Annotated in this window: 12 protein-coding genes; 11 read left to right on the forward strand and 1 reads right to left on the reverse strand. The window is 67.0% G+C overall.

Annotation, left to right across the window (positions count from 1 at the left end; all coding sequences use genetic code 11):
- The coding region (locus MRY84_RS10955) for a UvrD-helicase domain-containing protein (protein ID WP_291505765.1) at positions 1 to 2,363 on the forward strand (2,363 nt) is incomplete at its 5' end.
- Positions 2,360 to 2,917, forward strand: a complete 558-nt coding sequence (locus tag MRY84_RS10960; protein WP_291505766.1) for an AAA family ATPase — start codon at positions 2,360 to 2,362, stop codon at positions 2,915 to 2,917. The genes MRY84_RS10955 and MRY84_RS10960, both read left to right, overlap by 4 nt.
- Here the strand turns inward: MRY84_RS10960 and MRY84_RS10965 are convergent.
- Complete coding sequence (locus tag MRY84_RS10965) at positions 2,914 to 3,528, reverse strand: hypothetical protein (protein WP_291505767.1); 615 nt, start codon at positions 3,526 to 3,528, stop codon at positions 2,914 to 2,916. The genes MRY84_RS10960 and MRY84_RS10965 overlap by 4 nt on opposite strands.
- Positions 3,529 to 3,899: 371 nt before the next feature.
- Here MRY84_RS10965 and MRY84_RS10970 point away from each other — a divergent pair, with 371 nt between their 5' ends.
- From MRY84_RS10970 to MRY84_RS11010, 9 genes are all read left to right on the forward strand, one after another.
- Entirely contained in the window at positions 3,900 to 4,259 is a 360-nt protein-coding gene (locus MRY84_RS10970; protein ID WP_218295692.1) for a hypothetical protein, read from the forward strand.
- 160 nt (positions 4,260 to 4,419) lie between these two features.
- Positions 4,420 to 7,929, forward strand: a complete 3,510-nt coding sequence (locus MRY84_RS10975) for a hypothetical protein (RefSeq protein WP_291505768.1) — start codon at positions 4,420 to 4,422, stop codon at positions 7,927 to 7,929.
- A 63-nt stretch (positions 7,930 to 7,992) separates the two neighbouring features.
- Positions 7,993 to 8,451: a hypothetical protein gene (locus tag MRY84_RS10980; protein WP_291505769.1), complete on the forward strand. Its 459-nt coding sequence runs from the start codon at positions 7,993 to 7,995 to the stop codon at positions 8,449 to 8,451.
- A gap of 64 nt (positions 8,452 to 8,515) precedes the next feature.
- Positions 8,516 to 9,673 (forward strand): hypothetical protein, encoded by a 1,158-nt coding sequence (locus MRY84_RS10985; protein ID WP_291505770.1) that lies wholly within the window; start codon positions 8,516 to 8,518, stop codon positions 9,671 to 9,673.
- On the forward strand, positions 9,673 to 10,506 hold the full coding sequence (locus MRY84_RS10990) for a sel1 repeat family protein (protein WP_291505771.1): 834 nt from the start codon (positions 9,673 to 9,675) through the stop codon (positions 10,504 to 10,506). Before MRY84_RS10985 ends, MRY84_RS10990 begins: the two co-directional genes overlap by 1 nt.
- A gap of 46 nt (positions 10,507 to 10,552) precedes the next feature.
- Complete coding sequence (locus MRY84_RS10995) at positions 10,553 to 11,065, forward strand: hypothetical protein (RefSeq protein WP_291505772.1); 513 nt, start codon at positions 10,553 to 10,555, stop codon at positions 11,063 to 11,065.
- Between the two features lie 86 nt (positions 11,066 to 11,151).
- Positions 11,152 to 11,784 carry a hypothetical protein gene (locus tag MRY84_RS11000; RefSeq protein ID WP_291505773.1) on the forward strand — a complete coding sequence of 211 codons (633 nt, stop codon included), beginning with the start codon at positions 11,152 to 11,154 and terminating at the stop codon, positions 11,782 to 11,784.
- Entirely contained in the window at positions 11,784 to 12,497 is a 714-nt protein-coding gene (locus tag MRY84_RS11005; RefSeq protein WP_291505774.1) for an OmpA family protein, read from the forward strand. Before MRY84_RS11000 ends, MRY84_RS11005 begins: the two co-directional genes overlap by 1 nt.
- A 3-nt stretch (positions 12,498 to 12,500) precedes the next feature.
- Entirely contained in the window at positions 12,501 to 12,755 is a 255-nt protein-coding gene (locus tag MRY84_RS11010) for a zinc ribbon domain-containing protein (RefSeq protein WP_142147700.1), read from the forward strand.
- The last annotated feature ends 3 nt before the right edge of the window (positions 12,756 to 12,758 follow it).

Consider the following 12,758-nt stretch of genomic DNA (forward strand, 5'->3'; position numbering starts at 1 on the left):
CGCTGCCCGCGGGCCATGCGCTCATCCTGGCGGGTGCCGGATCGGGCAAGACGCGGGTGCTCACCACGCGTATCGCGTGGCTGCTGCAAAACGGCTATGCCACGCCCGGCGGCATCTTGGCCGTCACCTTCACCAACAAGGCGGCCAAGGAAATGGTGGCGCGCCTGTCGGCCATGCTGCCGGTGAATGTGCGCGGCATGTGGATCGGCACCTTCCACGGCCTGTGCAACCGTCTGCTGCGGGCGCACCACAAGGCAGCGGGGCTGCCGCAGGCGTTTCAGATCCTGGACACGCAAGACCAGCTCTCGGCCATCAAGCGGCTGTGCAAGCAGCACAACGTGGACGATGAGCGTTTCCCCCCTAAGCAGCTGGCCTACTTCATCGCCAGCTGCAAGGAAGAGGGCATGCGCCCCGGCGACGTGCCCACGCACGATAGCGACAGCCGAAAGAAGGTCGAGATCTACCAGCTGTACGAAGAGCAATGCCAGCGCGAAGGAGTAGTGGACTTCGGCGAGCTGATGCTGCGCTCCTACGAGCTGCTGCGTGACAACGACCCCATCCGCGAGCACTATCAGCGCCGGTTCCAGCACATCCTGGTGGATGAGTTCCAGGACACCAACAAGCTGCAGTACGCCTGGCTCAAGCAACTGGCAGGCAATGAGGTGGATGGCCGGTTTGAAGCGCGCGGCAGCGTGATCGCCGTGGGCGACGATGACCAGAGCATCTACGCCTTCCGGGGTGCGCGCGTAGGCAACATGACCGACTTCGTGCGCGAGTTCAACGTGCAGCAGCAGATCAAGCTGGAGCAGAACTACCGCAGCTACAGCAACATCCTCGATTCGGCCAACGCGCTCATCAGCCACAACAGCCGCCGCCTGGGCAAGAACCTGCGCACCACGCAGGGCGCGGGCGAACCGGTGCGCGTGTACGAGGCGAGCTCCGACCTGGCCGAGGCGCAGTGGATGGTCGACGAGATCAAGCAGTTGGTGAGGAACGACGGCTACGAGCGCAAGGAGATCGCCGTGCTCTACCGCAGCAATGCGCAAAGCCGGGTGATCGAATCGGCCCTTTTCAATGCCAGCGTGCCTTACCGCGTGTATGGCGGCCTGCGTTTTTTCGAACGCGCTGAAATCAAGCACGCGCTGGCCTATCTGCGCCTCCTGGAGAACCCGCACGACGACACGAGCTTCACCCGTGTGGTCAACTTTCCGCCGCGCGGGATTGGCGCGCGCAGCATCGAGGTGCTGCAAGACGCCGCTCGCGCCGCCGGCTGTTCGCTGCACGATGCGGTGAGCACCGTGCCCGGCAAGGCGGGTGCGAACCTGGGCGCGTTCGTGGCGATGGTGGATGTACTGCGCGAGCAGACACAAGGGCTGAACCTGCGCGGCATCATCGAGCAGATGCTCGAATCCACCGGACTGGTGGAACACTACCGCACCGAGAAGGAAGGCGCCGACCGCATCGAGAACCTGGAAGAACTCGTCAACGCGGCCGAGAGCTTTGTCACGCAAGAGGGCTTTGGGCGCGATGCCGTGGCCCTGCCGCTGGATGAGCACGGCACGCCGCTGTCCCAAAGCGCCGTCAGCCAGGGGCTGGACCCGAACGCGCCGCTGCTGGATGAGCCCCTGAAGCCCACCTCGCCCACCAAGCCTGCTGTGGCGGGCATCGTGGACATCGACACGGGCGAAACCCTCTCGCCCCTGGCGGCCTTCCTGAGCCACGCGGCGCTGGAGGCTGGCGACAACCAGGCTCAGGCCGGGCAGGACGCCGTGCAGCTCATGACCGTGCATGCCAGCAAGGGCTTGGAGTTTGATTGCGTGTTCATCGGCGGCATGGAAGAGGGCCTGTTCCCCCACGAGAACTCCGCCAGCGACCGGGATGGGCTGGAAGAAGAGCGCCGCCTGATGTACGTGGCCATCACCCGCGCGCGCAAGCGCCTGTACCTGAGCCATTCGCAAACGCGCCTGCTGCACGGCCAGACGCGCTACAACATCAAGAGCCGCTTCTTTGACGAGCTGCCCGAAGGCGCGCTCAAGTGGATCACGCCCAAGCAGCAGGGGTTCGGATCCTTCGCGCCGAATTTTGCTACCAATTCAGGAGCTGGTGGCGCTTATGGATCGGGCGCAAGAGGCCAGTTTGGCATCAAATCAGAGACATTCGCCAGCCCGCCCGTGCCGCCGCAGAAGGCCGCGCCGTCCCACGGCTTGCGGGTGGGCATTGCCGTGTTTCATACCAAGTTTGGCGAAGGAAAGGTGCTGGCCATCGAAGGCACGGGCGACGACGCGCGGGCGCAGGTGAGCTTCCCGCGCCACGGCACCAAGTGGCTCGCACTCAGCGTGGCCAAGCTGACGGTGGTGGATTGAAGGCAACCCCCGCTTCTACCCCCATTCTGGTGGTTCTGGGCGGGCTACCTGGCGTGGGCAAGAGCACGATCGCCCATGCGTTGCTGGAACGCTGGCCTGCGGTGTACCTGCGCATCGATTCCATCGAGCAGGCGCTACGGGATGCTAGGGTGCTGGTCGCTGGACAGGTGGGTGCGGCGGGCTACATGGCGGCGTACGCGCTGGCGCGCGACCAGTTGCTCCGGGGTATGTCTGTGCTCGCAGACTGCGTCAACCCGCTGCCCGTGACACGCGAGGCTTGGCGCGCCGTAGCCCGGGGCGCCCAGGCCCTCGTAGTAGAAGTGGAAGTGATCTGCTCAGATGCTGAAGAGCACCAGCGGCGAGTGGAAACACGGAGCGTTGAGCTCCCCGGACTGGAGGCACCCACCTGGCAGGCCGTGCTGCAGCGCGACTATGCACGCTGGGATGAGGATCACATCGTCGTAGATACGGCGCGCAGCAGTGCCAGCGAAGCGGCGCAGAAAATCCTGACCGCGCTGAGTGAACGCAGGGCAGGCGCTCCCGAAGGCCCTTAAGCCGGCAGGCACTGCACTGTGGTGTCGGGCAGTGCCAGCTTCTCGGCGAACAAGCCCTTGCATTCAGGCGAGATCAATGCGCCCAACCCTTGCATGACGGTGATTTCGGCGCCGACCTCCTTGCCGCGGTAGCACTTGCCCAGCATTTCCAGCGTGCCGGCCAGCGCCTGGGCCTGTGAGGGCGAATTTTTCTTCAGGGATTCGGCCTGCTGCTGCAGCCACCCCTCGTATGCCTCCAGGCTCGCCTGGGGCAGCTTGGCGCGTTCGGCCTCCGGGATCATGCTGGCGTAAAGCGATTGCAGGCTTTGCGTGCCCGGCTGCCCCATCACCAGCACCGCGTCGTAGCGCGCCTCGTAGGCGCCCTGGCGGTAGATCACTTGGTGAATCTGGTAGCGCAGCTTCCCCTTGTCTCCACCCAATGTGCGCACCAGTTCTCGCGCGGCCCCGCTGTGGCGGTCATTGGCGAACTGTGCCTCCAGGGCTTCCGAGATCTGCACGTCGGTGGGGAATGCGATGCCCCCCAGTGCGGGCGGTGTGGAAGAAGGGGTGCACGCCCCCAGAGCGCCTGCAGCAACAAAACAGGCACATCCGCGCAAGATAAATGGTTTCATATTGATGAAATTTAAAAGAATTTCGAAATATTTTCCGAGGATGAATAATTTCAAATTGTTTTTATCAGTTTCTCATTGAATGAAATGTAAGGGTATGTTGTTTTTGCTGGGAAATTATGCTTTCGCTCCGATCGAGAGGTTCTGTGGGAATGTCGGTGAAATCGCTGTAAGCACTTTTCCTACAGGCCAGCAGGGGTGCGGGCGCGGAGCCCGCTGAGGGATATTGGCGATTGTGAATATCTTGAGATTTGGTGGGGCAAAGAAATACCAACTTTTGGTTACGTCGCGCCGCTCGGCGTCCTTCAACAATTCGTTCGCAGGCCGCAAGGGGCTGCTCGTCGATTAATTTCAACCACTCAAGGATTATTGATATGCGCAAACTTGCCATTACCACCGTGGCCGCACTGGCCTTTACCTGCAGTGCTGCCTTTGCCCAGAGCGGCAACGTGGCGATCCCCGGGCTGATCTCCGGCAAGGGGTCTGCGGGTTCTGAGGTCACCAACAGCCGCATCACGGTGACCAACAACAAGGCCACCAACGTCATCGCCGGCGGCGGCAAGGCAGGCATCAAGGTGGCGGAGATCTCGATGGAAGGCGTCGCCAACGTCAACAGCGTGAACATCACCGGCTCCAAGATCCGCAATTCGGACATCACCGTCAGCGGCAATGAAGCCACCGACATCAAGGCGATCGGCGGCACCGCCAACGTCAACAGCGTCAACATCAACTGAGCCTGGCGGCCGCCTGGGGTCCGCACGCTCGCCGTGCGCAGAGTCTGCGGCCGTCATTCTTTTCTCCATGTTCCACCTGCAGGGGCTCTGAGTGCGCAACACCCGCAAGACGCAACCGCATGAATCAGCAGTGATTTGGCTGATGGGCCTTTCGGCGGCCATGTTTCCCGTCGCTGGGAGCGCTCAGGAGTCCATGCTGGCGGGCCTGGGCTGGCACAGGAACAGTGCCGGCACGCAGGTGGACGGCAACAGCCAGCTCCAGGTGGTGGGCAACAAGTCTTCTGGCCCCGTCGTTTCCACGGGGGGCAAGGGATCGGCACTGGCCAATGCCGGCATGCGCGTGGATCTGGCGGGCACGGCGCAGGCCAACGGCCTCGGCTTGGCCGCCATGGATGTGCGCCAGTCTCAGGTTCAGGTGCTGGGCAATCAGGTCAACGGTTTCATCCACGCCCTGGGCGGCGCCGCCACGGCCAACATGGTCCTGGCCGCCAGCGCGGAGGGCTCCAAACAACTCACTGCCAGCCGCCTGCTGGTGCAAGGCAACCGCGCGGCCGATGTGGCTGCCTTCGGTGCGAAGACAGAGGTGCTGCTGGGCACAGGCTCGCTCCAGATGCCGGGGCGTGCCACTGCCAATAGCGTGCTGCTGGATGCGACCGATGTGCGCAATTCCGAGGTGGCGCTGGCCGGTAACGATGCCCGGCGCGTCACATCGATCGGCGGCTCGGCGCTTGCCAACGCGCTCACGGCAGCGCGGTCCACGCTGGAGGACAGCCGCATCCTGCAAACCGGCAACCGCGCGGAGGACGTGCGTGCCGGTGGGGGCAGCGGCGGCGTGGGCCGTGGCACCATTGCGCAAGTGAATCTGGCCGGCGTGGCCGCGGCCAACGCCGTCGCGCTGGCATCCAGCCAGCTCAAGGGAGCGCAATTGGTGCTGTCCGGCAATGAAGCCGGCCAGGTCATTGCGACTGGGGGCAGCGCCCTGGCCAACAGCATCAGCTTCACTGAACACCAGCTCGCAGGCTCCGCGGGCTACCAGGCGGGCGTCACGGGCAACACCGCGCGCAACGTGCAGGCCTGGGGCGGCGAAGGCTCGATTCTGGGTGGCGCGCTGGCGGATGTGAGGATGTCCGCCGCTGCCCTGGCGAACACCATCTCCGTGACCCGGGGCGAGCTGGCCGAGGGGCCGGTTCACCGCCTCGCCAGCAACGAAGCCCGCGATGTGGTGGCAACCGGCGGTGCAGCCGCAGGAAACAGCCTGTGGTTGGACAACGCCACGGTGCGTGGAGGCAGTGTGCTGCTGGCAGGCAACACCGCCGACAAGGTCCGGACGGCGGGGGGCAGCGGCAGCATCGGTGGCGGCGTTGTGGGCGCGCTGGAGCGCAACGGGCGCGCGCTGGCCAACACGGTGGTGGCCGACCACCAGTCCACGCTGGAGCGTGCCGCCATCACCGTGACGGGCAACCGCGGTGAATCCGTGACAGGCTCCGGCGGCCTGGCTGCGGCCAACACCCTGATGGTGACCGAGGGGCGTGTACAGAGCACGGCGGTCACGATGGCCGGAAACCGCGCTGACGGCGTGCAGTCTACGGGCTATGCCGCACAGGCGGGCGGCGGCTTGCTGTTCTCGGCCAGCCAGCAGTCGGCGGCGCTGGCCAACACGCTCGCGGTCACGGGATCGCAACTCGATGCCGCCACGCTGACGCTGGCCGGCAACACGGCATCCCGCCTGTCGGCGCGGGGCGGCGCACTGCAGGCCAACAGCATTGCCATCGAAAACGGGTCGGGCGCGGCATCGCGGCTTTCGGCCGATGGGGTGCTCAGCGGCAACACTGCCAGCGACATGACCACCACGGCCGATGCAGTGTCGGGCGCGGGCGGGCTGGCCAGCCGCGAAAGCCGGGCGCGTGCTGCGGCCAACGCCCTGGTTCTGCACGATGGTGCGAGTGTGGATGTATCGTCGCCGTGGCTTGTCGCTGGCAACACGGTGCGCGGCGTGCACGCCACCGGGGGCACGGCGCTGGTCAACGCCCTGGCGGCCTACCGTAGTGCCACCTTGCAAGCCACCCCGGTCACCATTGTCGGCAATACCGGGCAGGACATCCGCGCCGCAGGCAGCGGCGCCCAGGCATTGGGCGTGGGCGCCAAATCCAACGGCGTGCTGGCCGCCAACGGCCTGTACATGGACGGCTCTGGCGCCACGGCGCTGGCTCGCAGCAGCGTGCTGGTGGCGGGTAACACGGCGCGGCAGCTGAACGCGGACGGTGGCCGCATCAACGCCAACGCGCTGTCGGTGAACGCCCAGGGCCGCGTGGAGGGCAGCACGCTGATGCTGGCGGGCAACACGGCCTCAGACGTGCGCAGCGAAGGGCGCGAAGGCACCGTCGCTGGTTTTGCGGCATTCGGCAAGGGGGTCGGCCAAGCCAACGCCAACGCGATCCAGGTGTTGGGCGACATGCGGGCGGCCAGCCTGCAGTTGGTGGGCAACTCGGCCGGGCGGGTGCATGCCACCGAGGGTCTGGCAGCGGCCAACAGCTTCTCGCAGGGCTCCGAAGGCCGGGTGGAGGGCGTGCAAGCCCTGGTGGCCGCGAACACGGCGGTGTCCACGCAGGCCGACCAGGGCAGCACCGCACTGGCCAACAGCGTGCAGGCCGATGGCTCGCTGCAGGGCAGCTCGGTGCAGGTGGTGGCCAACCAGGGCAGCGCCCGCGCCGCTGGCCGTGACGGGCTGGCCAACAGCGTGCGGGCGCAAAGCCGCGGGCGCATTGCGGGCTCCAACGTCACCGTGACCGCCAACCAGGGCTCCGCGCAGCAGGGCACCGCCAACAGCGTGGATGTGGCAGGCACTCTGCAGGGCGGCAGCATCACCATCCTGGGTAACCAGGGGTCGGCGCAGGGTGGCGGCGTCATCAACAGCGTGGCCGGCAAGGGCCGCATTTCGGGCAGCCAGGTGACGATCATTGGCAACGCAGGTTCGGCCAACGGTGGCTTGGCCAACAGCGTGCGTGCGGACGGAAGCATCACTGGCTCCAGCATCACCATCCTGGGCAACCAGGCCAGCGCGCAGGGCAGCGGCAGCAAGGTCAACAGTGTTACGGGCTCGGGCTCCATCAAGGGCAGCCAGGTGCTGATTGCCGGCAACACCGGCCGTGCCAGCGGGGGCGGTCTGGTCAACGGGCTGCACAACAGCGGCAGCGTGGCCGGAGCGCAGGTGGTGGTGACTGGCAACCAGGGCAATGCCACCGGGGGCGGGACGGTCAACAGCGTGGACAACCGCGGGCAACTCACTGGCCGCGTGCTGATCGCCGGCAACCGGGGCAGCACGACCATGGGTGGCACCGTCAACTCCCTGGTGAACCACGGCGTGATGGCGGGCACCGTCGTGATTGCCGGCAATCAGGGCCATGCCACCGTGGGCGGGGTGTCCAACTCGGTGATCAACCAGGGCGTGATCACGGGTGTCGTGACCATCGTGGGCACCTCCTCCGCCGCTGCGCCCGGCATGACCTCGGGCAGTGTGCGCAATCTGGGCGGCGCCATTACCGGCGCTGCAGGCGTGGCGGGCAATACCCCGTTTGCGGCCAACCCCGGCTACACCTACACCATCCCCTCCGCGGGGGTGGTGAACCAGTCGGTCACGGTGCTGCCCGCGTTCAACATCCTGAGCATGTAGCTGCGACCATTTTTTAAAACGCCCGCGCTTTTTTGGGGGCGCCAACGGTACGAAGGAGTGGTGATGAAAACTCGGAACATGGACTCGCCCCGGCGCCTCTGGCGCGCGGTGGGCATGGGTTGCAGCGCTGGCGTGCTGGCGCTGCTGGGCTTGGGTGCGCAGGCCCAGCTGGTGCAATACGGCGAGCAGTTGGGCGCCTACAAGGACATGGCCAGCAGCGGCGTGCGGCTCAATGACGGCGTGTATCCGTCGGTGAGCGCCAAGGCTCGCGTCAACCGCGCCATCGCCCAAAACACGCTGGTGGAGCAAAGCGCCCTGGTGCAGCCGGATGGCACGCTCAAACTGCCGGAAGGCCAGAAGAACATCGTCATCCGATCGACGTATTCCGATGTGCAGCGCGGTGCCGACGGCACGTTGCGCATCGCCAGCCCCGTGATCCAGGGCAACGTGAACGGCAATGTGACGCTGTATGTCGAGGGCAAGGGCGTGGAGAACATCACGGTCCTCAACTCGGGCCGCTGAGCGCCCTTGGCACAGGCAGCCCCGAGAGAGCGGGGCTTTTGATCTCACCAGACAACAAAGAATCATGATGATGAAGAAAACCATGCGATGGGGAGCGCTGGCCCTGGCGGCCGCCCTGGCAGGCTGCGCCACCACGGAGAACGCGCTCAAGGATGCCAACACCCTGCTGCAGGAGCGCGAGGCGGACAAGCTGCTGCCCGTGACCAACCTCAGCCCCTACGCTCTGGCCCTGGGCCGCTTCGGGCGCATGCTCGACATCTACAAGGAGGGCGACCCGGTCATCTACATGCAGACGCGCAGCATCCTGGATGCGACCAACCTGTCGAGCCCCCTGGTGGGCGCGGAAATCCCAGGGGACATCACTGAAATGGTCCGCACGGCCGTCAACCGCATCGGTGCGCGCGTGGTTTACGTACCCTACCACCCCGACTACCTGGTGTCGCAGGCGCAGCTGGGCGCCAAGTTCGGCGTGACCATGCCCGACTTCCTCATCACCGGCGCGCTCACCGAGTTTGACCGCGCCATCGCCGGGGCAGGGCGCGTGAACTCGGCGGGCATCGAGTTCGGCAAGGGCAACGGCAAGACCACGCTGGGCGGGGACGTCAAACGGACGGCCATTTATTCGGCCCTGGCGCTGGACCTGAACCTGGTGAGCTTTTCCACGCAGCAGATGGTGCCGCAGGTGCAGGCCTCCAACGTGGTGAAGGTGCTCAACTTCAGCTCCGAAGACAACGCGAGCCTGGGCTTTTACGGCGATGCCTTCGGCTTCAAGCTCGAAGGCAAATACCTGCAGGGCCGCCATTCGGCCATCCGCACGCTGGTGGACCTGAGCGTGCTCGAGCTCATCGGCAAGGCCACCAACACGCCGTACTGGCGCTGCATCCCCAACGGCACGCCCGACCCGGTGGTGGTGGAGAACATGCGCGCGGCCTACAACGGGCTGTCGCCCGAACTCAAGCTGGGGCTGATCCAGGTCACGCTGCGCAAGTACGGCGAGCCCGTTCAAGTCACGCAGAAGTACGACGAGGACACCCAGCGGGCGCTGCAGAAGGTATACGCCGAGCGGTACGCCGCGCGGGGCACGGTGGACGTGATGACCTGGGATGGCTTTGAGCCCTTGTTCTTTGGCGTCCCGATGGCTTGGGACAACGCCACGACCCCCGCAGTGGCGGGCGCGGCCCCCACCGGCAGCGCGCCCACGGGTGCGAAGGCGGGCACGTGATGCACGCCACCCGTCGTTTCTCTCGCTGGGCGGGCTGCGCCGCTGTCGGTCTTGCCTTGCTGGCGCCGGCCTGGGCGCAGCTACCGCCGGGGGCGGCACCCGCGCCCACACCGGGCAATCCCGTGCCCGCACCGGCACCGGCTGCACCCGCAGCGGGGACCACCGCCGGCGCCACGGCGGGCGCCCGCTTTCTCGAATCGTGCAATGAAGCGCTGGAGCGCGGCGTGGCCGAACTGGGCTGCCAGGGCCCCATTTACCGCAACGAGCTCGAGCGCTTGAAGCGCGAGGCCCTGAGCACACAGAACCCGCAGCTGCTCTCGTTCGTGGGCGATGCCTACCAGAACCCGCGCTCGGGCCTGGGCGACATGGGGCAGGCCTATCGGTGGTATCTGCTGGCCGCCGTGCGCGGCGACCCGCGCGCCATGCAGCGCCTGAGCGAGATGAACCGCAAGGGCCAGGGCGTACCCAAGGACAACGTGAAGGCGCTGGGGTATGCGCGCCTGCTGGAGCGCATGGCCCAGCCCGACACAGGCACGCACCGCAACGTGCTCACGGTCATCAACGAACTGGGCGCCGAGATGGCCGTGGAAGAGGTGGCGCTGGCCGAGCGCTTCTCGTCCGAACTGGAGGCCCGCATCCAGCGCCAGAGCAACACCGGCGTGGCCGAGGCTGGCAACGAATCCAGGCCCGCCGCGCCCGCCGCCGGTGCCGCGCGGCCGGGCTCGGTGTTGCCCGGGATGTCGGCCGTGCCCCGTGCGCCAGCGGGTACCGCCGCCCCCGCCGCTGCACCGGGCAGTGCCTTGCCCGGCACGCCGGCCAAGGTTGTGCCGTGATGCCACGCTATCGACGCCCCCGCGAGATTTTTTGGAGGGACGCAGCATGATGAGCACCCGTTCCGTCTTCAGGCCTGGCTGGCGATCACAGCGGATAGCCCAGGGCGCCGGGGCGGCTCTGCTTGCCCTGCTCATGACGGGCATGTCGGCGCAGGCCGCGGGGCCGGTCGGACCGGTGGGGCCCGTCGGACCCATCGGCCCTCTGGGGCCGGGGCCTGGGGGTGTGGAGCCTGAGGTTCCCCGCCCGGGCCGCCCCTTGCCCGTGCCGCGTCCCGCTGCGCCCCCCAAACCCAAGGCGAGCAGCCCGAGTGCGGGCAACCGGATTGAGGTGTCGGGGAACACCGCGTCCGGTACCCGCTGCGCCCAGGATGGCACGGCCTCCGTCAACAGTGTGGATGTGTCGGGCGCCCGCCTGGAGGGCCGCACCGTCATCGTGCAGGGCCGCAACGCCAACAACGTGCGCACCATCGACTGCCCCGAACGTACCGGGCAGCCCTCGCAGGGCCAGGGGGCGGCAGGCCAGCCCCCCAGCAACACCAACAGCATCCGTATCCGCTGAGCGCCGGCGCGGCACATCGCCTTTTTCTTGATCTTCCTCTTTCATTGGCCCAGCGCCAGAGCCCACAAGCCGTTTCACAGCAGACCATGAACCTTCCATCCAATATCCTGAGCTCCCCACCATCGTCCGCTCCGTGGGCGGCGCGGTGCAAAGGCGCGGCCCTGGCCATTGCCGCCGCCTCGCTGCTGCTGGCAGCGTGCAAGGACCGGGCGGCCGACGCGCCGCCTTCCCCTGCGCCTGCACCCGCCGCCGTCCCTGCACCTGCCCCCGCTGCACCTGTAGCCAATCCAGCGCCGCCCGCCGCAGTAGCCCCCGGCACGCCAGCCGCTGCCGCTGCGCCCAAAAAGGTCCCGGTGTCGATTCAGGGTGTGGCGGCTGCGGGCGTCACGGTGCGCATCAAGGCCGTGGAGATCGGCGCCGACGCCACGGTGCTGGACGTGAGCATCTCGTTCGCCAACCGCATCACCGACACCACCATGCTGGCGCTGGCCGACACCTACCTGCAGGATGAAAGCGGGGCGCGGCTGCACATCAAGCGCCCGGACAACAACCGCGACATCACGATCCGCGAGGGCGAGACGCTGGACGGTCAACTGGTGTTCATGGGCGCCGTGGCGCCGTCGGCGCGCAAGCTCAAGCTCGTCTTCAATGACGGCAACCAGGGCGACAACATCGTCGCACCGGGGCTGGTGATCGACCTCCCGCTGCAGGGGGGGTGATGCGAGGGCTCCTCTGCACGCGGGTTGTCCTCACGGCGCTCAGTTGGATGGCAGGCGTGCTCATGGGCGCGGCACCGGCCCAGGCATTGGAAGTGGTGCGCAGCGGCCGCCCGCTGGCCGACGTGCCCACCCGGCTCGTTCCTGCATCGGGTGCACCGTCGACCACCTTGCGCAGCCAGTCCCCGTCGGGCAGCCTGGCCAGCCGCACGCAAGACACGACGCTGCAGCGCAGCAGCGGCCCGCAAACCATCCTGCGCGAAGCCGAAGTGCCCAAAGAGCGGCTGGAAAAAACCCGTGCGCTGCTGGTGGAGCTCAAGGCCCGGCCGACCCCCGAGCAGGCGATTTCCATCGACCTGCCGGCCGATGTGCTGTTCGACTTCGACAAGGCCGAGTTGCGCGCCGATGCCGCGCCATCGCTGGAGAAAGCGGCCGAACTCATCAAGAGCTACGCCACCGCGCCGCTCACGGTGCTGGGCCATACCGATGGCAAAGGCACCGATGCCTACAACGACGCGCTGTCCCTGCGCCGGGCCGAGGCGGTGGCGAGTGCACTGCACCGCCAGACAGGGCGCCAGGCCCGTGTGGAGGGTCGGGGCAAGCGGCAGCCCGTGGCCCCCAACACCACGCCCGACGGGCGGGACGACCCCGCGGGGCGGCAGCTGAACCGGCGCGTGCAGATCCTCATCGGTGTGCCCCAAAAGGAAGGCAGGTAAGCCATGGCCCTGGTGCAATGCCCCGAATGCGGGCACCAAGTTTCCTCGCAAGCGCCGGCCTGCCCGTCTTGCGGCCATCCGCTGCAAAACCGCGCAGCTTCGTCGCCGGCGCAACCGCAGAACGCGCTGCAATCGCCCCACGTGTGGGGCCGCGTGGCCGTGGCGCTGGGCGCATGGCTGGTGACCCCGTGGATCGCCAAGCTCATCGTGGCGCTGGCCGTGTGCGTGCTGGCGTACTTCATGTTCACCGGGCGTTGAGAG

Source organism: Acidovorax sp. (assembly GCF_022763525.1).
GTDB lineage: Bacteria > Pseudomonadota > Gammaproteobacteria > Burkholderiales > Burkholderiaceae_C > Acidovorax.

Bases quoted from the DNA above. Each gene is read 5' to 3' on its own strand.
- MRY84_RS10975 (WP_291505768.1), top strand. From the start codon at position 4,420: ATGTTTCCCGTCGCTGGGAGCGCTCAGGAGTCCATGCTGGCGGGCCTG.
- MRY84_RS11005 (WP_291505774.1), top strand. From the start codon at position 11,784: ATGCGAGGGCTCCTCTGCACGCGGGTTGTCCTCACGGCGCTCAGTTGG.
- MRY84_RS10985 (WP_291505770.1), top strand. From the start codon at position 8,516: ATGATGATGAAGAAAACCATGCGATGGGGAGCGCTGGCCCTGGCGGCC.
- MRY84_RS10980 (WP_291505769.1), top strand. From the start codon at position 7,993: ATGAAAACTCGGAACATGGACTCGCCCCGGCGCCTCTGGCGCGCGGTG.
- MRY84_RS11010 (WP_142147700.1), top strand. From the start codon at position 12,501: ATGGCCCTGGTGCAATGCCCCGAATGCGGGCACCAAGTTTCCTCGCAA.
- MRY84_RS10990 (WP_291505771.1), top strand. From the start codon at position 9,673: ATGCACGCCACCCGTCGTTTCTCTCGCTGGGCGGGCTGCGCCGCTGTC.
- MRY84_RS10965 (WP_291505767.1), bottom strand. From the start codon at position 3,528: ATGAAACCATTTATCTTGCGCGGATGTGCCTGTTTTGTTGCTGCAGGC.
- MRY84_RS10970 (WP_218295692.1), top strand. From the start codon at position 3,900: ATGCGCAAACTTGCCATTACCACCGTGGCCGCACTGGCCTTTACCTGC.
- MRY84_RS10995 (WP_291505772.1), top strand. From the start codon at position 10,553: ATGATGAGCACCCGTTCCGTCTTCAGGCCTGGCTGGCGATCACAGCGG.
- MRY84_RS11000 (WP_291505773.1), top strand. From the start codon at position 11,152: ATGAACCTTCCATCCAATATCCTGAGCTCCCCACCATCGTCCGCTCCG.